General features: G+C 33.3%; 7 protein-coding genes. All 7 read left to right on the top strand.

Going from position 1 to position 25,690, the window contains the following annotated elements:
• The first annotated feature begins 656 nt into the window (after positions 1–656).
• Entirely contained in the window at positions 657–8,588 is a 7,932-nt protein-coding gene (locus BD809_RS08100; RefSeq protein WP_148782469.1) for a non-ribosomal peptide synthetase, read from the top strand.
• Positions 8,589–9,039: 451 nt separating this feature from the next.
• On the top strand, positions 9,040–10,902 hold the full coding sequence (gene asnB / locus BD809_RS08095; RefSeq protein WP_148782468.1) for an asparagine synthase (glutamine-hydrolyzing): 1,863 nt from the start codon (positions 9,040–9,042) through the stop codon (positions 10,900–10,902).
• Positions 10,903–10,988: 86 nt separating this feature from the next.
• Positions 10,989–14,117 (top strand): non-ribosomal peptide synthetase, encoded by a 3,129-nt coding sequence (locus BD809_RS08090; protein WP_148782467.1) that lies wholly within the window; start codon positions 10,989–10,991, stop codon positions 14,115–14,117.
• A gap of 178 nt (positions 14,118–14,295) precedes the next feature.
• Complete coding sequence (locus tag BD809_RS08085; protein WP_148782466.1) at positions 14,296–15,120, top strand: hypothetical protein; 825 nt, start codon at positions 14,296–14,298, stop codon at positions 15,118–15,120.
• A gap of 15 nt (positions 15,121–15,135) precedes the next feature.
• A complete protein-coding gene (locus tag BD809_RS08080) occupies positions 15,136–15,564 on the top strand; it encodes a glycosyltransferase (protein ID WP_148782465.1) in 429 nt (142 codons plus the stop codon).
• Positions 15,565–15,666: 102 nt separating this feature from the next.
• Positions 15,667–16,725, top strand: coding sequence for a fatty acid desaturase family protein (locus tag BD809_RS08075; protein ID WP_148782464.1), 1,059 nt, complete (start codon positions 15,667–15,669; stop codon positions 16,723–16,725).
• A 78-nt stretch (positions 16,726–16,803) separates the two neighbouring features.
• Positions 16,804–25,686: a non-ribosomal peptide synthetase gene (locus BD809_RS08070; RefSeq protein WP_148782463.1), complete on the top strand. Its 8,883-nt coding sequence runs from the start codon at positions 16,804–16,806 to the stop codon at positions 25,684–25,686.
• Positions 25,687–25,690 lie beyond the last annotated feature (4 nt).

Raw genomic sequence — 25,690 nt, 5'->3', positions numbered from 1 at the left:
GTATGGTAAAATACTAATGGAATGAATATTTTCGATGTCTAAAAAAGCTGCTTTAGTAAATGATAGCAACAAACTGAAATTAGAAAAATTTTGTAATTTTTTCGGAATCGTCTGCAGAAAATCCATAGCTAGTGTCGCAAGTAACCGTGTATCAGGATATGCTTTGTTATTTATATTTTTTTAGGGTTCAAACGGTAAACCGAAAAGAATATCTGGTGCACTAAAAGGTATAAATTAAGAGGTACATTGAAAATTAAAAGCTTCAACTAAATATTACGAAACTCCTTATATAAGTGAATTCTCATCGTATACACTTAATGTTTTATACATAATTTATTGGAACAGTTGCGTAATGGTGGGATTGTTTAATTTTCAAAGAAGTCTGGAATATTAGATGTTTAATGAATGTTAGCATTGGAGTGAAATGCTCTTTGAAGTTATCTCTTAAGATAATACGTTAAATGAAAATTTTGAAATTAACTTTTCTACAGAAGATGTTTTAATAAACTATGTATAAAAATGTAAGCCGACTAGCTGTCATCGTTGAATGATAACGGTCAATTAAGAGCTTTACAGCAAGTAGTAATAACATTAGCAGCCATATAAACTAAGTAAACTTTTTATCCCGTAATCCGGGCCTCACTAAAATATTAGTAATGAAAATACACGATTTCATATCAAATTTGAGAAATGAGCATGATATACACATCGTGCTTAATGGAGAAGAGTTAAAACTCAGGGGTACGAAGGAAAATCTAACCAAAGAGATTATTACCCAAGTGAAAGAAAGAAAAGCGGAAATTGTAACTTACTATAAGTCGATTCTTGCTAAAAAAGGTATCTCCAAAATTCCTAAAGCAGAGAACAAAGAGTATTACCCTCTTTCAAATGTACAGAGAACTATTTACTTTAGATATGAATTCGACTCTGACTCTACGGCCTTCAACATGCCAAAATTGATTAAATGTATTGGAAAACTCGATAAGGATATTTTAACTAAGGCCTTCGATAAACTAATTGAAAGGCATGAAAGTTTACGAACAAATTTTATTGTAGTGGATGGGCATCCGTTTCAAAAGATACAGCCTCCATTTTCTTTAAAAATAGATACTATTCGTGTTTTAGAAGATGAAGTGAAACAATCGATGTCTGACTTTATGAAACCGTTTAAGTTGGATACGGATGCGTTAATTCGTATTGCGCTTCTGGAGGTCTCTAATGAGAAGAATTATTTGTTGATTGATACGCATCATATAGTTAATGATGGTGTGTCAGATGGGCTGATCATTAAAGATCTCATTGCTTTCTATCACGGGATCGCAGTACCCGAATTGAAAATTCAATTTAAAGATTATACTGAATGGGAGAATAGCAAAGAGCAACAAGAACGAATTCAAAAAAACGAAGACTATTGGGTATCAGTTTTTAAAGATAAAGAAACCGTACTTCAATTACCGTATGATCATGATCGTCCAAATTTTGTGAGCGATAGCGGTGGAGTGTGTTTATTGGAATTGGATAAAGAGCTATCAAAACAGTTACAAGAATTAGCGCAACGAAACAATGTAACAATGTTTATGCTCTTTCTTGCTGCGTATAATATTCTACTTAGCAAGCTCTCCAATCAACAAGATATAGTGGTTGGAGTAACAACTGCTGGACGTAGTCATTCAGATCTGGATGAGGTGGTAGGGATGTTTGTACGCTCCATACCTATTTTAAATGAGGTGGTTGATTCCCAGACTTTTGAGGAATTTCTACATACAGTTAAACAATCGACTGTAAAAAGTTTTGACCATCAAAATAGTGATCTGGACGCGATTGCAGAGCGTCTCAATAGAAAACGAATTCCGGGTAGAAATCGTTGGTTTGATACGATGTTAGTGTTTCATAATTACGAGCAACCATCTATAGATATTTCGGGTCTTCAAATAGAACCTGTAATTATCGATTTTTCATCTGCAAAGTTCGATCTCACACTTAATGTAGAAAATGCAGAAGATCACTTCGTTTTATTTTTTGAGTACGCAAAGGATTTATTTGAAGAGTCCTCTATTGTCTTATTTGGAAGCTATTTAAAAAATGTACTTACTACTATTGCTACAAATGAATCAATATCAATTGGAGCGATAGAGTTGCTTTCGGAAGATAAGAAGAATACGATTCATGATTTTAATCCGTTACCAATCACAAGACCATCGCAAACAACTATCATCGATTTATTTCATAAACAAGTAGAAGAAAATGCGGATAGCACTGCGGTTATTTTTGAAAAAGAGGATGTCAGCTATTTTGAGTTGAATGAAAGAGCTAATAGGTTGAGTAATTATCTATTAAACAATTATAGCATTGGTAAAGATGATATTATTGGGATTTATGCAAGTCGAGGTGTTGAGATGATTATATGTCTTTTAGCTGTGCTAAAGGCGGGAGCTAGTTATACCCCCATTGATATAGAGCTTAATCAAACTAGAATTAAAGCAATAGTATCAGATTCTGATTTGAATTTTATACTCACCAATCTGTCAAATTCACTCAAAGACATTGTATCAAAGAATAAAATTGTAGATATAGACAACCTTTCAGAAGCTCTTTTAGTAGCTGATACTACAAATCCTCAAATTTCAATTTCTCAGGACTCTTTGGCATATTGCATGTTTACCTCAGGAAGTACCGGAAGACCTAAAGGCATATTAATAGAACATCTTGCTTTATTAGACTTCTGTCTTACTACGAGAGATATGTTTTCTATCTCTACAAGAGATCGCATGATACAGCAAGCATCGCTATCATTTGACACTTCAATTGAAGAAATTTTTCCTGTATTAATTTCTGGAGCATCCTTACTCATTATGCGGGATAAAGGAAGAGATATATTTGCAATTATTGATGCTGTAAAAAATAAAGGAGCTAATATTTTGAATACCTCTCCGGTTGTGTTAAATGAATTAAATAAATATGCTAAAGAAATTAGTTCTTTGCGTTTTATAATTATTGGAGGGGATGCATTGCATCCTTCACAAATAGATCAGATAATCCACTACTGCGACATATATCAAACGTATGGTCCTTCAGAAGTGACCATTGGTATTACCTGTGGGAAACTTTATAAACCTGAAGATGCAGCAAACATCGGAAAACCAATATCCAATAGAAGCGTTTATATATTGAATGAGACCAATACTCTTTGTCCTATTAATGTTCCCGGAGAGCTATGTGTTGCAGGTATAGGTCTTGCACGTGGATATCTTAATAATGATCAGCTTACTCAAGAGAAATTCGTCGTGAATCCTTTACATCCAGATGAGCGCATATATAGAACAGGTGATTTAGTGAAATGGTTGCCAAGTGGTGACCTTCAGTTTTTAGGTAGAATAGACAATCAAATTAAGATAGGAGGGATTCGAATTGAACCTGGAGAAATAGAACTACATCTTTTGGAGCATTCCCAGATTAATGAAGTAGCTGTCTTGTTATATGGTCCCGTAAATAATAAATCTTTGGTTGCATACTATGTCAGCAGCGAAGCAATAGAAATTGGAGAGATACAATCATTTTTACGAGATCGTCTACCACATTACATGATACCAACGTATTTCGTTTATATGTCATCTTTTCCACGAAATATCAGTGGAAAAATTAATAAAGGAGAACTTCCAGAACCAAAAATAAATCTTGAGACAGCTTTTGTTGGATCGTCTACAAAAGAGGAAAAACTGCTGGCTACCGTTTGGGAAAAAGTACTTAAAATAGAACGAATAGGAGTGACCGATAATTTTTTCTCATTGGGAGGTGATTCAATTAAATCCATGCAAATTGTTACCAATCTCAGGATGGAGGGATATTCACTATCGATTAAAGAGATCTTTAAATTTCAAAATATAAAGGAGCTTGCTCAAAATTTAGAGTTGCTTAATGATCCCGACGATCAAGAAATCAATGAGGATAAAACGAAGAAAAACTCAGTGTTAATTCAGGGCGATAAATTAGACGCTTATTTACGGGGATCTTCTATAAGTTCTCAATTAAATATTGATGTACTCCAACAGCTACACAAAAAAGAAAATATAGAATTATTGTATCCCTTATCGCCGATGCAACAAGGTATGTTATTTCATTCTTTATTGATTGAGGATAGTGGAGATTATTTCTCACACATAACTTTTCAGGTAGAAGGAGATTTAAATATAGATTTGTTACAACAAAGCTATTCCGAAATTATAAAACGTCATGAAATATTAAGAGCAAATTTTTTTCAAAAAGGATTTGAAAAACCCTTTCAAATTATTACTAAAAATAAGAAACCAGATTTCACTTTTATAGATGTACGTGCATTGTTAATTAATTCCTCTACAGAGGAATATTTAGATTCATTTCTCAAAAAAGATCAATTACGAGGTTTTCATTTGACCAATGATAATTTAATGCGTCTTACTGTAATACAAACGAAAGAGACTACCTATCAACTTGTCTGGAGTTATCATCATATTATAATTGATGGGTGGTGTATGGCTCGTATTATTAGCGAATTTCAGACTTGCTATAAGAATTATGCATCAGGAATCTTACCGCAATTACCTTCGGTAGTCTCTTATTCCAAATTCATAGAGTGGCTAGGTTTTTTTAACAAAGAGGAGGCTTCTCATTATTGGAGCAACTATTTGGAAAACTATAATAATTTATCTGAGATTCCACAACTTGCAAAAAGTACTGAGAAGGTGGTTTCACCAAATTATGTAGAAAAGGCATTCAAAATTTCAGAAAAAATAACGCAACAACTTCAGGATATTTCGATACGCTCTGGTGTGACACTCAATACCATTTTGCAAACAAGTTGGGGTATTTTATTGTCAAAATATAACAACACATATGATGTAGCTTTTGGTACCGTAGTATCCGGAAGACCTTCAGAAATAGATAGGGTTGAAGAAATTGTTGGCGTTTTTATTAATACCATACCGGTACGAATTCAATTTAATGAGACAACAACTATTGATGAACTGCTAAAACAAACACAGTTACAAGCTTTAGATGGCTTAGATTACTTGCATTATCCACTATCTGACATACAGAATACAAGTGAATTGAAATCAGGATTGTTTAATCATATTATGGCGTTTCAAAACCTTCCAGTAGAGGAAAACAACGCATTAGAGTCACCTTTTAAAATATCTAACGTAACCTCTTTAAATAGAACAAGTTACGACTTGTGGATTATCATTACGCCTTCCACGCAACTTGATATAGCTATTAATTATAATGCAAATGTTTATGACTCACAGACGATTGATAGAATAGAAACACATTTATTACACATATTAGCTTCAATTATTGCAAAGATTGATGTGCCTATTTCAGGTATAAATCTCTTATCTCCTTTAGAAAGCAATCAGATTTTATATGATTTTAACGATACAGCTAAGCCCTATTCTTCAAAAAAGTTAATGCATCAATTATTTGAAGAACAAGTAGTTAAATCTCCTGGTAATGTGGCTGTTATTAGTAATGGAAACTCTTATTCTTATCAATGGTTAAATGAAGCTTCCAATCAATTCGCTCACTATTTACGAGCTATCGGTATTGAGAGAGAAGATGCGGTTGCGGTTATTATGGACCGGGATATCTCACTCTTAGTAACACTATTAGCAATTTTAAAGGCTGGTGGAAAGTATATTCCAATAGAACCCTATATTCCCGATAATAGAAAGCTGGTATTAATTAATACGGTTGCAACCAAATTTGTTGTAACCAATGGCACCAACCATAAAGAGCTTGTAAAACGACTTGAAAGCATCAAAACGTTAAAAAAGCTTATTTCCTATGATAGTATTAACCGGTCAATGGTATGTAAGGAAATAGGAGGAGAAGGAATTAAGGAAATAAATATAGGATCCTATCCGATGCATAATCCAAAAATCATTGGTGATAGTATGGATTTGGCTTATATTATTTTTACATCAGGTTCTACAGGAAATCCAAAAGGAGTAGCGGTACAACATGCTCCAGTTATCAATCTCATTGAATGGGTAAATAATACTTATGATGTTAATACTTTAGATACTATATTAATGGTAAGTTCTGTGAGCTTTGATCTTTCGGTATATGACTTGTTTGGAGGTTTTGCTGTGGGTGCAAGTATTAGAATTGCAAATGAAGAAGAACTCGCAAGCCCAGCTACTTTGGCTAACATCATAATTGAAGAGCATATCACTTTCTGGGATTCTGCACCGGCGATGTTGCAGCAGGTACTTCCTTTCTTGGAACAGAGAAGAGAAGAAGTAAAGGAAAAAGGCGTCTTACGAATTTCTTTTTCCAGCGGAGATTGGATTCCTTTAGCCCTCCCCGATAGAATGAAAGCCCTATTTGACAACTATAAATTTATTGGTCTTGGAGGAGCTACCGAGGCTACTATATGGTCCAACTATTTTGAAGTACACGAGGTAAAAGAATATTGGAAAAGTATCCCTTACGGAAAGCCTATTCAGAACGCTAAATATTTAATTGTAGATGACGCCCTGAATTTATGTCCTATTGGTGTAAAGGGTAACTTAGTTATTGGCGGTCAGTGTTTAGCCCAAAGCTATTTTAATGAAAAAGAACTAAGTGCGCAACGTTTTATAGATAGTCCTTTTTACGAAGATGAAAAGCTATACTATACCGGAGATATGGCGAGATGGTTTGAAGATGGAAATATAGAATTCCTTGGGCGTAAAGATTCTCAGGTTAAAATTCGAGGTTATCGCATTGAACTTGGAGAGATAGAAAAAACAATTTTGCAACATCCTGAGATAAATCATGTAGTAACTCTTGTAAGAGAGCGTAGCAAGTATGATAAATATATATGCGCCTATTATTTGTGTGAAAGAGAACTAACTAAGAAAGAATTGGATGTTTTTTTAGGTGAATATCTCCCGTCTTATATGTTACCTAGTTATTATGTGAGACTTGAAGAGATTCCAATTACCAACAATGGAAAAATAAACAGGAAAGAATTACCCGATCCTTCGTATTTAGACAAAAACAGAAAACTCAAAAAACCTTCTACAGTAACCGAAACCAAGCTAATACAAACTGTAGGTGACCTTTTGCATATAGACTTTGATGTTATTAGTATGGAGGATGATTTTTTTGAACTTGGCGGACATTCTATTCTTGCAGTTCATTTAATGGGACAAATAGAAAAACAGTTCAACTGCATAATAAGTCTTAGAGAGATTTTTGAGAATGGTGTTCTTCATCAATTAGTAACGATCATTAACTCTAAATCACAAAATAAGACTTCTGCCATAACATCTATTGGTGAGCAAAAATCGTATGTGCTATCTTCTGCTCAAGAGCGTATGTACTATCACTATCTATATAATAAAGACAATCTTCTTTATAACATATCATTGGCTTATGTACTTAAGGGTGATGTGGATTATACAAAAATTGAAAGCTGTATTAAACAATTGGTAGCACATCACGGAGCTTTGCGTACAAGTTTTGAACTTACAGATTCTGGTGTTCGTCAAAAAATTGAAAGTACAGTAGAGACACCGTTCGAAATAGGTAAAATTGATAGCGATACTAGTATTGAAGATGAATTTAAAATCTTTAGAAAATCCTTTGATCTTTCTAAGGCCCCTTTAATAAAATTTAAAATAATGGAAGCTCCATTTAAAAAAATACTATTCGTAGATGTACATCATATCATTTGCGATGGAATTTCTTTAAACAATTTGATGAATGATTTCCAGAAGCTTTATTCTAATAAGTCATTAGATGATTCTCTAATTAGATATGTTGATTATGCCAGCTGGCAAAAGGATTTAAATGGATCCATAAACAACATGAAAACATATTGGTCCAATAAACTCACACCGCCTTTGTCTGTAATAGAATTACCTACGACAGAGCTAAATCAAGATTTACAAAGAAATGAGGCGGCAATTGCAAATTTGACAATATTAGAAGAGGATTATAAGAAATTGAAAATTGTTACGTCTAAAGAAAGGGTTTCTGAATACATGTATTTGATATCTGCTTTTTATCTTCTTTTATATAAAATTTCGGGAAGTGATGATTTAATTATTGAGACAGATGCTGTTGGACGAACTTCTATACAATTGGAAAGGGTAGTGGGAACATTCATCAATATAGTGCCTTTGCGTATAATTATTAATCCAGAAACTTCCTACAATGATTTTCTGAAACAGGTAAAAGAAACAGTACTGGAAGCCATGGAAAATCAGGATTTTCAATATAATGATTTGCTTCATCTTCTGAACGAAAAAGAAATAGCTACAGAGCGAACTATGGGACGTGTGCATTTTGCCTATGCGAACTACTATCAAAATGAGTCTAAGAATGATACCATTCAGTTTGAAGCATTGTCATTAGATAGAGATCATTCGTCCGGTTATGAATTAAAAATTGAAGCCCAAGCTAATAACGGAGAGTTGAAACTGTATTTTATTTATAATCTTCATTTGTTCGAAGAGGAGACGATTACTTTGCTAATGAAATATTATCGTGAAATTCTTACAGCCATCATTCAAGACACTAGCATACCCATAGGTGAGATGATATTTAATACTGTAGACTAATACGTACATACCCAGAATCGAAACGATACAACTTTCTAATATGTAAATCAGACTTACTTAAAGTCATGTAATTATATGATAAAAGATTCATAATGAATACAAAAGGTCTCTTTGTAGGTTTTCTGATAAAAAGCACAAATAAGTATAAAAACATTTAGCACGAGTACAAATATTTGTGGCTTGAAAGTTCTTCCGATTCTGTTTAGAAAAGAATTGGAAAAGAGCAAATTAAATTAGATGTCTACGAATCTATAATGGGAGTCAACAACACTGTTATCAGAGGTGTTGTATCGTTAGCAAAAACTTAAAGGCGCTAATACTGTGTAAAACGAGGAACTAAAACGAATAATAATGGTATAAGAAGTATCTGTTAAAGCAGGTTTATACCTACTACCTAGGCCAAATCAATTTTTTAAATTTAATAGGAATACCAAAAACTAAAAGCAACCGAATGTGTGGAATTTGTGGATATATAAAGAATAGCAGAGTTAACGACTCAGATCATGAGATTATTGAGAATATGAATAGGAAACTAATTCATAGAGGTCCCGATGCACAAAAAACACTTATCATGGATAATGTTGTTTTGGGATTCACTAGGCTGAGTATCATTGGTTTAAATAACGGAATGCAACCGTTATATAACGAGGATAAGTCTTTGATTCTTATTTGTAACGGTGAGATTTTCAATTATATTGAATTAAAGCGACAATTGAAGTTGAAAGGTCATGTGTTCTCTACTGAAACCGATATCGAGGTGATTCTCCATCTCTATGAAGACCACGGAAAGGATTTCTTGAATCTTTTGAATGGTCAATTTGCATTTGCACTCTACGATATTAAGAAAAAAGAGATGTTCTGCGCGCGAGATCATATGGGAGTAATTCCTTTTTATTACACCAAAGTTGAGAACACATTTATTTTCGGTTCAGAAGTTAAAGCAATATTGGAGCATCCCAGCGTAAAGACTTCGGTGGATCTTATTGGATTAGATCAAGTTTTAACCTTCCCGGGTCTTATTAGCCCTAGAACCATGTTCGAAAATATCCATAGTTTGGAAAACGGTCATTACTTGGTATATAACGAGAACGGAGAAATTAAGACCACAGAATATTGGGACCTAATGTATCCTGAAGAGAATGGAAACAATAACTATGATCACGAACAACATTATATAGAGACAATGGAGTCATTGTTCGATACGTCCTTAAAGTATCGATTGCGTGCTGATGTACCCTCAGGAATCTACCTGAGCGGAGGATTAGATTCTTCCATGATCGCATCTAAGATTCATAAAAATTTCCCAAATACCGTAAAGGATGCATTTTCAATAGATTTTACAGATTCGTTACATTCAGAATCGTATTATCAGAAATTAGTGGCACAACAAAGTGCATTGGATTTACACCAAAAAGTGTTTCTTTTTGATGATATAAGTGATCGGCTTATACAATCCGTTTATCATAGCGAGTGTCCAATAAAAGAAACTTATAATACAGCTTCTCTTTCCTTATCTGAAAGCGTTAGAAACAATAAAATAAAGGTCATTCTTTCGGGCGAGGGTGCAGATGAGTTTTTTGCTGGATATGTTGGTTATCGCTTTGATAAGATGAGAAAACAGGGATTAATTTCAATTGAAGGAGAAGAAGAGGAAACGAATCTTCGCGAAAAATTATGGGGTGATGCTTCTTTTTTTTACGAAAGAAATTATACGGCTTATAATAAGGTTAAAATGGGACTATATTCCTCTGCAATTAAAGATGTTTTTAATGACATTAACTGTCTTAACCATCCACTTATAAAAAAGGAACGTATAGAAAATAGGCATGTTATTCATAAGCGTGCGTACATAGATTATAAAATTCGCTTGGTAGATCACTTGGTTTCAGACCACGGAGATAGAATGGGAATGGCTAACTCAGTAGAGGTGCGATATCCATTCTTAGATAAAGATATTATAGAATATTCTACAACTATTCCTCCTGATTTGAAATTGAATGGTTTTACTGAAAAATATATTTTGAAAAAGATAGGTGAAACCTGTGTGCCACGAAAAATATTAGAACGAGAAAAATTTCATTTTATAGCCCCTGGAAGCCCTTATTTATTACAACAAAAGATTGAATATATTCAGGATTTATTATCCTATGACCTTATCAAAAAACAAGGTTATTTTGACCCTGATACCATCGAGTCACTCAAAAAGAAATATAGTGAAAAGGGTTTTACAATTAATGCACCTTACGAAAATGATCTGCTCATTACAGTTATTACTTTTGGTATTTTCTTAGATCAGTTTTTTGGTAAAAACTAAACGAGAGAAAAGTTACCTATCATCATTCGCATGAGCGTACGGTACGCTTCAGAAAATTAAATTATCATCTATTTAAAAAAGCATTTATGATTTTTCAGAAAGAATTATTAGAGAGCTTAAAACGCTTTAAGGATAACGTGGCCATACACGATAAGGAAGAAATCAGCTATTCTCAATTGTTAACACAGTCTTTGAAAATAGCTTCTTTTATCAAATCTAAAGGAATAGAAGAGCAATCTTACATTGGAGTAAGTGTATCCCATAAATCCTCCATAATAAAGGCTGCTATTGGAATTTTTCTATCGCGAAATATTTTTGTTCCTATAGACACAGAACTTCCAATAGATAGAAAGAAAAAGATTTTAGAAAAGGCCGAAATTAATACAATTATCACCTCAAAAAATGACAAGCCTCTACAAATTAAAACAAACAATCATTTTTATATAGAAGATATTTTTTCTGAGGCATTCTCTGAAAGTAATATTTCATTTCCGAAATGGAGAAGTGAAGATGATATTTATCTGTATTTTACATCGGGATCTACCGGAGAGCCCAAAGGTATCATTGGTAAAAATGAAAGCTTACTTCAATTTTTAAAATGGGAGATAAATGCGTTCTCTTTTGAACCGGCAGCTAGATTTAGCCAATTTATTAGCCCGTACTTTGATGCATTTTTGAGAGATGTATTTGCACCACTTTTAAGTGGCGGAACAATTTGTATTCCTCAAGAAGATGCTTTTTATACTTCAGATCAAATGATTCCTTGGATAGAAAAAATGGCTATTAATTATATTCATTGTGTACCAAGTGTTTTCAAGTTGTTTAATACTGCAGATATAACTTCCACTCATTTCAAATCACTGCATTATGTTTTTCTTTCGGGCGAACGTATTATTCCTTCAGAATTAGAAAATTGGTTCAATAAATTTAATACCGATATTCGGTTAGTTAATTTTTATGGTGCTACCGAAACTACTATGATTCGTTCATGTTATCATTTGAAACCTTCTGATGTAAGTAAAATGAGAATACCTATTGGCAAACCTATAGACGATACTCATTTTCAAGTATTGAATGAGCAGATGAATATATGTGGTCCCTTGGTACCCGGTGAATTATATATTGCTACCAAATACCTAACTAATGGCTATTTAAAAGATGAGGTATTACAGGCAGAAAAATTTGTTAACTTAACTATTAACGATGAAACATTTACCGCTTTTAAAACAGGTGATACAGTAAAGAAACTAATTGACGGTAATTTTGATTTGCTAGGCCGCACCGATAGACAAATAAAACTTAGAGGGATTCGTATAGAGTTGGCAGAAATAGAAAACGCTATAATATCTCATCCTACTGTGAAAGAAGCTTTGGTTATTCCTAATATCGAGGATGAGAAAAAAACCATAGAGTCGTTAGAAGCGTTCATTGTGCTTAAAAAAGCTAGTAAGGATATACAAAGTGATTTTAAGGAAACATTCCTCCATACAAAACTCCCAAGTTATATGATACCTTCTCAAATCCATGTTCTTGACGAGTTCCCATTATTAGAAAATGGAAAAACTGACGTTCAAAAATTATTAAAACACAGAAATACTGAAGTATCATCTAGTAAAGCGCCATCAAATGATATCGAAAAACTGCTACATGATATTTGGACTGATATTTTGGGGGTTCAAGCGATTTCAATAGATGCTAATTTTTTAAAGGTAGGTGGTAATTCAATTTCTTTAATGCGATTAATTGGAGTAATATATAAAAAGTTCAATGTACGTATTGCTCTTAGTGAAATTTTTAACAACTTAACAATTGAAGAACAGGCAATCAAAATATGTTCACTTCAAAAAGAAGATGTTCTGAAACTAACAAAATCTGATACCAAGAAATTATATCCTTTAACAACCAATCAGGAACGAATATTCTACCAATACGAAACTAACAAGGAAGACGTATCGTATAATCTACCTCTTGCATGGGAAATATCTGAAGAAGTTAGCATCCAAAAGATGGAAGATATTTTTAAGCAACTTATTGCAAGACATGAAGCTTTTAGAACGAGTTTCACTTACCAAGAAAATGTTCTATGGCAAAAAATTAGTGATGATGTGCCCTTTCAAATTGAAGAGATTTTTACTCAAGGTACTGATCAACATATAACCGAAGCAATAAACGTTTTTATTAGTCCATTTAATTTAAGTAAATCACCTTTGTTACGTGTTGCAGTTATTAATGCTGAAGGCTTCAAGAATGTTCTGGTATTAGATACACATCATATTATTTGTGATGGAATGTCTCAAATTATACTTTTAAAGGAATTTGTAGCTTGTTATAATGACAGTAAATTACCACCACTAGAATTTCGGTTCAGAGACTATTCAGAATGGGAGAACCAATTCAGAAAAACAGAAGAATATGTAAACACTAAGAATTTCTGGCATACCATGCTTGGCAATGATATACCTAAACTTCAGCTACCCGTAAACTTTAAAGTTGAAAATCTATCTAATTCTGGAGGCAGTTCTTTCACATTTTATATCGAAAAACACAAGATAGATACTATTGTCCAATCTTTTTCAGAAAAAAATATTACGCCTTTCTCTGTACTATACTCGATATACCATCTTTTTTTATTCAAACTTACCGGGCAACGAGATATTATAATTGGTATTAATACGTTGGGTCGTATACAAAATGAATTGTTAGCTATGATTGGAATGTTTTCAAAAACATTACCTATACGCTTTAACTCAGATAAGAATTCCTCATACAGTGAAATTCTGCCTGAACTACATAACATCTTGCTTCAAAGTAGTGAAAATCAAATTTATGATTTGTCACACATTAAGAAAAATCTGCTCCAAAATACATCTCAAAATATTGCAGATGAATTATTTGATACCATGTTTGTATTTCAAAATTTTGATTTCTCTGTAATTGAGAATTCAGAAATGGATTTTAGATCGTATTCATTGGATAATGAAACCTCTAAATATCCTCTAAGTCTTTTTGCTACTGAAGAGTCGGAGAAGTTTTGTTTCAGGTTTGAATATTATACTGCTCTTTTCACTGAAGAGGATATGAAGCTTTTGGGAAGTCAGTTTGTTCAATTAGTTCATACAATTGCTGAGAACATTGATGTCAAAATCTCAAATTTACTTCAAGATGAAGACATGTTGAACGAGGTAGAAAAAGATGAGATTTCTTTTAATTTTTAATATATCTCAGGCTGAATTCTTACTCTTCAATTGAAATAACAATTTATGTTGTGTAATATCTATAAATATGCTTAAAAAGCTACAGAAAGAACTAATTTGTACTCTCATTAAGTAGGAAGCAAGTAGTTTAAGATCAACTCAACTTATTGCAACTCTATTAATACATCATGGTTATGAAGTGGAGTATGTAGGTGTTTTCAATCAAAAAGCGATCAAATATTTTGAAGAAAATCAATTTAACCACGTCACTTTCGAAAACCCAGATGTCGCTGTCGAATCTACTGTGACAACGGATAAGATGACCAATAAACAGAAACGAAAAAACTTTAAAGCAAAGCTGGAGTTTGAAAAAGGGTTGCTTGTTAAGTGCTATCAACATTATAAGAAGTCACCACCCGCACTTGTTATTTTTGAGGTACTCAATACATCATGGACCGTTCCATTTGTGAAACTTGGAGTTCCTTTATTGGGTATAAGCATTACGTTATTAACAGAATTTAATCTGAATTTGCCATCAGTACATACCAATTATGTTCCATCTAAAAAAAAGAACCTGAAGGATTCGCTATTTATATTAAAGGATTGGCTCATAATTTATGTTTTTGTGCATTGGAAATATAAAATATTGAATCTTTTAGTATTGCGATGGATGTTTGGTTTTTCTAAAATTCCTAAAATTAATTTTAAGCAGTTTTTTAGGAAGAATGACTTTAGATTACTTTGGGGGGATTATCCCTTGAATGATTTCAGAATAAGTATTCCTTGCATTTTATGTTGTCCACAAGAATTTGATTTTCCTCATAGAAAACGTAGTGATGAAATTTTTTATGCCGGAAGCTCCATTCTTTTGAACCGAAAAGAAAATGTGAATTTCGATTGGGTAAAACTTGATTTGAACCGAAAGAATATTTATGTCACTCTTGGTTTCATGCCAGAATATACTGATAAAAAGTTAAGGGTTAACTTTTTCAAATTTATTATTCAAGCCGCTATGCAACTCTAGGATTCGTATAATTTTATAGTACAAATTGGAGACGAATCCGACCTGAAAGGGATCAGTATACTTTCAAATGTTTATATATATTCTTGGGTCTCTCACATGGCGATTTTTGAAGATGTTTATTTAATTATTTGCCATGCAGGATTAGGTACTTTACGAGAGGCACTTTATCACGGAAAACCCTCAATTGTATTTCCTGTCTTGGGAGATCAACCCGGTAATGCTTCAAGAATTCTGTATCATAAATTAGGGCTTTTAGGAAACCTGGACACAATTAATTGTACCGAAATGATCAGGCTTATTGCTGCGGTTACATCCGACGAAGAAATAAAAATAGCAATGCATAAATTTTTTAACATTTTCAGAGAACAACAAGAATTTTCGTTGGGAATTGAATTTTTTGAAAAATACATAAAAAATATAAAGGACAGTCCTTCAACGTATTAAAGAGTGATGCTCTAGGTATATCTACTGCAATGCCTCTCCGGATTAGTCTATATAAACCCTTAGGTATTTTTAACTACTCATATAATTAAAATTAAAAAGAAAATGAACACGATTAATAACTTCGACAGTCTAAATATTCCAAAAGAACTAAGAATTGAAGTTCTGAAACTAAAAGATAGTAATACCCTGTCTGCAGTATCTATTATACTGTTTAATTACTTATTAGTAGCATTGTCAATTTATTTATGTTATAAAGTTTCCTTTTGGTTTTATTTAATTAGTATTGTAGTTATCGGATCCGTGCAGCGTGTTATGGCTAATCTACTTCACGAAGCTGCACACGGGCTGCTCTCTCCAAACAAAAAGTTGAACGATATATTAGGTACATATTTTACTTCCTATCTAATATTACATTTACTAATCCCATATAAAAAAACACACCTTCATGGACATCATCCCCATTGCGGTGATGAAGAGAAAGATCCAGATTATAATTTCCAGCTTTCTATGGGATTGTATGATGATAACGAAAGATATAGTATTTTCTTTTTAAAGAATATTATCTTAACTCTTATTGGGTATAGAACGATTGAATATATACGATTTATTTATAATGACCGCGTATTTTACGATACTAAAAATTTATCTCGCAAAAACAAAAATGAGTTCAAAAAAGAACGCCTTCGTTTTTTTGCATTATGGGTAGTAATCCTCACTACCATAGGTTTTTCTGGTTTATTTTTGGATTTTCTAATTTTCTGGATGATACCTCTTTTTACAACTTATATTACCATAGGATGGATTGCAGAACTGGCAGAACATTATCCTTTACCAGAATCTGAAAATGCTGAATTACTTTTGACAAGAAATCGTCATGGGAATGGTATCGAGAATTTTATATTCGGGAGACATGGCGACCGCTATCATTTGGTGCATCACCTTTGTCCTTCCATACCGTGTTATAGATTAAAGCAGGCTCATGAAATTTTACGGAAAAGTGAGGCCTATTGTCAGTGGGATGATATTTGGGGAGGTATATTTTTTAGACGACTATCAAATACCGAAACACTTTTATCTTACACCAAAAAGTATCGCGAATGGAAAAAAAATCCAAAAGAAAAATCCTTCGGCAGATACATGTTATACACCTCCAAGCCATAATTATTTTTCCAATCTTGGAATTCTCGTTAAATATACTTTGGAACAAGCAGCTATATTTTTTACTTATAGAATTGACTTATGAATACTACACCATATAAAGACGATATTAGACATAAAAGTTATTGGGCTAAACAATTATTAGATTATAACTTTACAGATTTTTTCAACTCTTTTCAACCAAAACAACCGCTTCATATCCGACAAGGACGTGACAGTTGTACTCTAGTTGCTGATAATGAACTAAATCAAAAATTTCTTGCCGTTTCTGAATCTCTAAAAGGGAGACAAATCTTTCTTGCCACCAATTTGTTGGTAATGGCTCAAAAGTGTTCAGGAGCTAACGATGTGTTATTTTTTACACCTGATTTTTTAGATTCTGATGCCAGCAATCAAGAAGGCACCGTACTTCCGATTCGTATAGAAAATTTTCAAAATCAAAGCTTCAAGGAAGTACTCAATACTACCAAGAATAAAATTATAAAAGGGAATACCCAAACCAATTGCTCTATTTTTTCTCTACTCAAAGATAGGGTAGTGAACGCTAACGAAATATCTTCAATAGGATGTTGGAGTAAAGGAGTTCAAGAAGATAGTAGCATCAATAAGCTGGAATTGGATTTACTTTTTATTTTCGACATACATCAAAATTTAGAACTTACTATTGATTATAATAGCCAAAAATATGATGCAAAGACTATTGAGAAACTGGCACAACTCTTTTTTGACCTTTTAAAAAATTTACTTCTTCAAAGCACTGTTTCTATTTCTGAAATCGAACTTACCTCTGAGGAAAACAGAAAGCTGTTGTTACAAGAGTTGGATTTCACTAATGTAAAATATCCTGAAGATGAAACCTTGTGTAGTTTATTTAAAAAACAAGTTGAAATTTATGGAGATAAAATCGCTATAGAATTTAAAGGTGCCCAACTCACCTACAAAGATTTAGATGAGCGAAGTAATCAAGTAGCAAATCTTCTTCTAAACAATAATGTAAAACCCGGCGATGTTATAGGATTTTTAACTGATAGATCAGAAGATACAGTTGTTGGAATACTCGGAATTTTAAAAGTGGGGGCCGCCTACGTTCCTATCGATATTGATTATCCCGAAAAAAGGAAAGAGTATATTATTACTAATAGTAAAACAGAATTAGTTCTTACTGTGACCCAAGATGATGAGATTAGTTCTGTAAAAGTACTTTCTATTCAAGCTGCTGCCTCTTTTAGCATCAACCCCGTATCAGTTACTATATCTCCTGAAGATTTAAGTTATATTATTTATACTTCCGGAACCACAGGTAATCCGAAAGGAGTCATGATAAGCCATAAAAATGTTGTTCGGTTACTTTTTAATGATAATTTCAATTTTTCATTTGTTCCTGATGATGTTTGGCTCATGTTTCACAGTCCTTGCTTTGATATAAGCGTGTGGGAAATTTTTGGGGCACTCTTATATGGTAGTTCCTTGATTATCATCCCTAAAGAATCAGCAGTTGATACCGCTACCTTTATTGAAATACTTAGAGAAAAGAAAGTAACGGTGTTAACACAGACACCAAGTGCTTTTTACAATTTTGTATATCACGATCTGCAGCATATTAAGGCAGATCTCAATTTGAGATATATCGCACTGGGAGGCGAAGCATTTAGTCCGGCAAAAATAAAGGTCTGGTTTAAAAAAAGAAGCCATATCAAGGTTATAAATATGTACGGAATAACCGAGACGACTGTTCATAATACTTTTCACGAAATCACCCAGCATGACATAGATTACAACGTGAGTAATATTGGAAAACCACTGCCTACACTTTCAGCTTATGTAATGGATTATCAAAGAAATTTAGTGCCTAAAGGAATGATTGGTGAACTTTATGTTGGAGGACTTGGAGTGGCAAAAGGATATTTAGGAATGGAAGCTCTTACCAAAGAGCGATTTATAACGAATCCTTATAAGCAGGAAGAAACAATTTATAAATCTGGTGATTTGGTGAGAATTCTTGATAATGGTGATTTAGAGTATCACGGAAGAATCGATCATCAAATACAATTACGAGGATATAGAATAGAGCTTGGTGAAATAGAAAATCAGCTAATAAATTTTTCAGAAATAAGTGATACCGTAGTGTTACTTAGAGAAAAGGAAGAGAGTTCGTACTTGATTGCGTTTTATGTTTCTAAAAAGGAAATAGATAAAGATATTTTGAAAATGTATCTGGAAGAACATCTCTTGGAGTATATGATTCCAACACGCTTTGTTTTTGTCGATAAAATTCCGATTACTTCTAACGGAAAGGTAGACAGGGTTGAGCTTTTTAAACTTGCTGAAACTAAAACAAAAGAAAAAATTCAACCGACTGGAGAATTTGAGATCGCACTGACAGAGATTTGGAGCACGTTACTACGGATAAATAAAGATGTAATTGGAAGAGATGATAATTTTTTTGAACTGGGCGGAAACTCGCTCGCAGCAGTATTATTAAAGCATAAAATTGCGAGCAGTTTTCAATTAAGCATTAATATTACTCAAATTTTCGAGAATGGTGAGCTTAGTGATATGGCTAACTTAATAGCGAATTCCGAGAAATTCATAACGACACCTATTCCTGTAGCAGATATTAAAGATTTTTATCCATTATCTCCAGCACAGAAAAGATTGTATTTTATTTATCAATTCGATAAGCAAAGTACTACCTATAACATGCCTTTTGCTAATGAGTTGAAAGGGGAATTGGATAAAACAAAATTAGAAAAAGCTGTAAGCAACTTAATTGCACGGCATGAAATTCTTAGAACCGTTTTTGAAGTCATTGAAGGAAAGCCAGTTCAAGTGGTGAAAGCTAGTGGCATTTTTGAGATAGAGTATTATCCGGAAGGAACAAATACAGCAAACGTTGTAAAAGAATTTAGAAAACCATTTTCATTGGAATCATTACCATTATTTAGAATAGGGGTGTTACCAACCAGTGATAATGCATCTCTTTTATTATTTGATATTCATCATATTATTTCTGACGGAATATCCCAAACCTTGTTGTTAGACGAGCTTATTTCCTTTTACAATGGAGTTGAGCTCCCAGCACCTAAATTACAGTACAAAGATTATGTAGCTTGGTTTAATAGTAATGAACAGCGTACTATATTGGAACGTCAAAAACAGTACTGGTTATCAAAATTCACTGAGGTTCCTGTATCCTTAAATTTACCTTCAGATCATAAAAGACCTATACAGAAAAGCTATAAAGGAGATACCCTGTCGTTTCAGTTTGACAGCGTTACAACACAAGAGATAAAACGCACGGCACAAGAATGTGGTGTTTCGGTATATATGCTATTATTAGCGTTATATACACTCTTTATTTCTAAAGTTTCTCAAGAAGAGGATATTGTTATTGGAACCATAACTTCAGGAAGAGTACATCCAGATATGGAAAAACTTTTGGGTGTATTTGTAGGTACTTTACCTATTAGAATTGCAATTGACAGTACTAAAAGTTTTGAGCAGTTATTGGCAGTGGTCAAAAAAGATGTGGTTCAAGCATTAGAACATCAAAGTTATCCTTATGAGGATCTAATCGATAATTTAAAATTAGATAGAAATACCAGTAGAAACCCGCTGTTTGACATTTGCATGGTTTTTCAAAATTTCGAAAAAGCTTCTGAAGAAATAAAAAATATTTCAATAGAGAATCATGAGACTAATTATAAGCTCTCCAAGTTTGATCTTTCATTTATTGTACATGAGTTTTCGGATTCTTTATATTTCGGGTTTGAATATTCTACGGAGATTTTTAATCAAGCGACTATAGAAAGATTCATCTCCATTTTTCAAACAATAAGTTCCCAAGCATTGGCGTCAAGGGATGAGAAGATAGCAACAATTAAAATCATTGATGTCAAAGATCAAAATAAGCTTAAACGATCTCTAAGCTCATTTTCTAATGAACCGAAGCTCACTAGTACTGTAATTGAAGTGATTGGAAAACGGGTAAAAGAAACTCCTAATGCAGTAGCCGTGTCATTTGGGAAGGAACAACTAACTTATCATCAACTTGAAGAGAAAGCTAATAGGGTAGCAAGTTTTTTACAATCGAAAGGAGTAAAAAGAGGTAGTATTATAGCAGTATTGTTGGATAGATCACCGACAATGATAACAACCCTCATAGGTATCATGAAGACCGGGGCAGCTTATTTGCCTATCGATCTGGATTCACCAGCAAAGAGAACACAACAACTACTTGATGATAGTAATGCACGTGCATTGCTCACAACGTCAGACTTGAAAAGTAATTTTGCTTTAACCCACGAGGTTTTTTTGGTAGATGAACTAGATTCTTTTTCATTTAATCCATGTACAGTTACTGAAAAACTTTCGCCCAACGACAGTGCATATATACTTTACACCTCGGGTACCTCGGGTAACCCTAAGGGGGTAGTAGTAACTCATAAAAATCTAATGAACATGTTTTTTCATCCGAAATTCTTATTTGATTTCTCAAGTAAGGATGTATGGACCATGTTTCATAGGTATTGCTTTGATTTTAGTGTCTGGGAGATGTTTGGAGCACTTGTATTTGGAGGAAAGTTGGTACTTATATCAAAAGAAGACAGTTTAGACCCTTTGCAATTTATGTATATTCTTAAAAAAGAAAAGGTAACTGTTTTGAATCAAACCCCAACAGCCTTCAAATCACTTATGCAGGAGGATTTAAAACAACATGATACTCCGTTAGAAAATTTACGATACGTGATTTTTGGAGGAGAAAAATTAAATCCTAAAAACCTCTTAGAATGGCATGTTAAATACCCTTCAACCAGGTTAGTGAATATGTACGGTATTACCGAAACTACTATCCATGTTACTTACAAAGAGCTCAGTAATCAAGAGATTAAAAATAATACAGCTTCTGTAGGAAAACCGCTTCCCGGTTATTACACCTATATTTTAGATAAAGACATGCAATTCCTTCCAAAGGGGTATCCTGGAGAATTATATGTGGGAGGTAATGGAGTAGCACAAGGGTACTTAAACAACGCAGAATTAACTAAAAATAAATTTATCAAAGATCCCTATCGTAAGGATGGAACGCTCTACAAAACGGGTGACTTGGTTAAAATAAATCATGAAAATGAACTTGAATATCTGGGTAGAATTGATCATCAAATTCAGTTAAAAGGATTTAGAATCGAATTAGGTGAAATAGAAATAGCACTTTCAAATTACAGGTTTATCCATGACGCTAAGGTTGTAATAAAAGAGAGAGATGATGAAGTTTTCTTAGTAGCATACTATACAGCAGATAAAGAGTTAGAAACCGTTCAACTTCGTAGGCTGTTAACGCGAAGTATTCCCTTGTATATGATTCCTTCTTATTTTGTACATGTTGAACATTTATCATTAACAGCTAATGGAAAATTGAATGTCGGGGCATTACCTAACCCGGTATTCGTTTCAAGTAAAGGGTATGTAGCTCCCAATACACCGGTAGAAAAACAAATAGCACATATTTGGTCAACCACCTTAGGAGTTGAAACCATAGGTGTTAATGATAACTATTTTGCTATAGGAGGAGATTCAATCACCGCTATACGAGTAATAAGTATGTTAAACAATTTACTGATTACTCATATAAAAATTGTAGATCTCTACAACCACCAAACTATTAAAGAATTGGCATCATATGTAACTAATGAGGATGCTGAGGAGAGCGATCATTTTTATAGCGAGACAGAAGTAGAACTTGAACAGTTTAATACATCTTATTTATCTAAAAAACCAGATGAAACTATTGAGGTGGTCTATCCTATGTCCAATATAGAAAAAGCCATGTGCTTTATTCAACTAAAAAATACTGATGACACCCTGTATTATGAACAACTATTATGGGATGTAGCTTATGAGAACTTCAGTATTGAAGCTTTAACAAAGGCCTTATTTCTAATTTCGAAAAAACAAAACGCATTAAGAACTGCTTTTGACTTGAGTGAAAATGCACATGTTATTTACAAAGAACTTTCTATCGATGTACCCTTCAGAGATATTAGTGATGAAACTAAAACAAATCAACTGGAAATTATAAAGAAGGACATGGAGCATTCAAGGAAGAATTGTTTCATGCTTGATGAACCTCCATTATGGAAAATGAGTGTTTATAAAATTAATAAAAATCATCATACTTTACTCTTTGAAATACATCATGCAATTTCGGATGGTTGGAGTATTGCAACATTTACAAACGAACTTAATAATACATACAAGACGCTACTTTTGGACGCCGATTATACGCCCACACCACTTAAGTCTGGATACAGGGAATTTATTATTGAAGAAATAGTACATGATAAAAAACAAGAGGGCATCGCATATTGGAAAAAAGAACTCAAGGATTTTAAAAAATTCACTTTTGGACATACAGCTTCAGAAAGTTCCTTTAAATCTTTACGGGTTCCTTTAGAGAATGATCTTTTCAACAAACTGGATGAATTAGCTTCTAAACGTAATACAACTGTAAAAAATATCTTTTTTGCTGCCTACCTGCAAACTCTCAATTTGTTGAGCTATGAAAATGATATTGTTGCCGGACTTGTAACTTTTAATCGTCTTATTGGGGAGGATGGTATAGATGTTTTTGGAAATTTTTTAAATACAATACCAGTTCGATTTCAATTTAAGGACGCATTTACTTCCAAAAAACTTCTTGACGCTCTTGATGAAAAATTGAAAGAAATTAAAACACATGATCGTACATCGCTATTTAAAATTGGTAGAGCGATTGGTTTAAAGGATTTTACACAAAACCCCATAACCGATCTTCTTTTTAATTTTACGAGCTTTCATGTTACTTACGAATTGTCTTTAGAAAAGATAAATCATTCAGAAAAAATTGAGAAAGTAGAGATAAAAGACTTTATAAGAGGGCATGGATTGTTTGAAGTTAGCGTGAACGGTGTGAAGGATAACTGTTTTATACAGTATGATTATGTTACTTCTTTTTTAAGTGATGAAAAATTTAGACAGTTTCAATCAATCTTTACTAGATTATTATCCTTCTTTACAACAGATTACAATACCGAAATAAGACTGGAACATCTAATGCCTAAGCAGCATAAATTGCTAACGAAAACGTTTAATGACGAAAAAGTGACATATCCAAAAGAAAAGACGTTTTTGGACTATTTCAACGAACAAGTGAAAAAAGCGTCAGTAAATGTGGCATTACACTTTGAAGGGAAAACGCTTACATATAAGGAGGTAGATGATAAATCAAATAAACTTGCAAAATATTTATTGTCGAGCGGCTTACAAGCTGAAGAACTAGTACCTATTTCATTAGAGCGTTCTTTTGAAATGGTAATCGCTATAGTGGGTATTCTTAAGGCTGGGGGCGCATATGTACCTATAGATCCATTATATCCAATCGCCAGAAAAAGTTATATCATCAACGACACAGTGGCTCGATTTATTATTACCAATTCTAAAGAAAAGGAAGTTCTTAAAACGGTTCACGAGACGTTAGAATTTATTTGTTTGGAAACAACCACTCTTGAAAACAGTAATTATTTTGAAGGTAATCTTCCCGATGTTTGCTCGTCGCATTTGGCATATGTTATATATACATCAGGTACTACAGGTAAGCCTAAAGGAGTTTTGAATACACATGCTGGTATTTTTAACAGATTGCTTTGGATGCAATCCTATTTAGAAATTGATAATAGGGACATATTCTTACAAAAAACCACCTATTGTTTTGATGTTTCAGTTTGGGAATTTTTACTCCCCTTGATGTTTGGAGCTCGATTAGTAATTGCTAAGCCTGAAGGCCAGAGAGATAGTCAATACATAGCCAATTTAATACGGGAAAGAGGGGTTACGCATGTACATTTTGTACCGTCAATGTTGTCTGTTTTTCTTCAATTAAATACGACTATAGAGAACCTAACATATTTAAAATCTATTATCTGTAGTGGAGAGGCCTTAAATGTTCCATTAGCTAAACGATTCATGGATAAACTTCCCAATATTACGTTACACAACTTTTACGGCCCCACAGAGGCTGCCATAGACGTCACTGCAATAGAAATAAAGCCGAAACATATAAAATCCGGCATTGTCCCTATAGGATATCCAGTAGCAAACACGCAATTATATATTGTGAACGACACGATGCAACTACAGCCTGTGGGGGTTCCCGGCGAGATTATTATTGGGGGAGTTCAGGTAGCTAAGGGTTACCTCAATAAGAAAGCATTAAGTGATGAAAAATTTATAAAAAATCCATTTGTAAATGATGCTTACTCACTATATCGTACCGGAGATCTTGGGCAATGGCTTGAAGATGGTTCTATACAATATCTAGGCAGAATTGACGATCAGATAAAGCTTAGAGGATATAGAATTGAGCTAGGCGAAATTGAAACGCAACTCCTATCCTTTGATAAGATTGTTGATGCGGTTGCTATTGTTAAAAGTAATAAGGCGGAAGATTCATTTATAGTTGGGTATTATGTAGCTTCTGAAGATTTTGAACACCAAGAGTTAACATCGTTTCTTTTAGAGAAATTGCCATCTTACATGATACCTTCTTTCTACTCGAGGTTAGAAAAAATGCCTTTGACAGTGAATGGAAAATTAGATAGGAAAAAACTTCCCGAGGTAACATTAGATACGACTGAAATATTCGAAGCCCCTACTACAGATTTGGAGAAAAAAATAGTCACTATTTGGGCTGAAATTTTGGATATTGATAGTCATACTATCAGTATAAATAAAAGCTTCTTTGAAATAGGGGGACATTCTTTAAATGCAACTGTTTTAATAAACAAGCTAAGTAAAGAATTTGAAAAAGAATTTCCTCTCCAAGAAATTTTCACGAAAAACACAGTAAAAGATATGGCCGAATATATAGGATTGAGACTCTGGTTGAGTCAAAAGGGAGCCAAAGAAATTAATAAAATTGAACTATAACTAA

It is taken from the genome of Aquimarina intermedia (assembly GCF_008124785.1).
GTDB lineage: Bacteria > Bacteroidota > Bacteroidia > Flavobacteriales > Flavobacteriaceae > Aquimarina > Aquimarina intermedia.
This window is presented reverse-complemented; position numbering and strand designations above follow the sequence as displayed.

What these genes read in the sequence shown, in the direction of transcription:
- BD809_RS08100 (WP_148782469.1), top strand. Translation starts at nt 657, where the DNA reads ATGAAAATACACGATTTCATATCAAATTTGAGAAATGAGCATGATATA.
- asnB (WP_148782468.1), top strand. Translation starts at nt 9,040, where the DNA reads ATGTGTGGAATTTGTGGATATATAAAGAATAGCAGAGTTAACGACTCA.
- BD809_RS08090 (WP_148782467.1), top strand. Translation starts at nt 10,989, where the DNA reads ATGATTTTTCAGAAAGAATTATTAGAGAGCTTAAAACGCTTTAAGGAT.
- BD809_RS08075 (WP_148782464.1), top strand. Translation starts at nt 15,667, where the DNA reads ATGAACACGATTAATAACTTCGACAGTCTAAATATTCCAAAAGAACTA.
- BD809_RS08070 (WP_148782463.1), top strand. Translation starts at nt 16,804, where the DNA reads ATGAATACTACACCATATAAAGACGATATTAGACATAAAAGTTATTGG.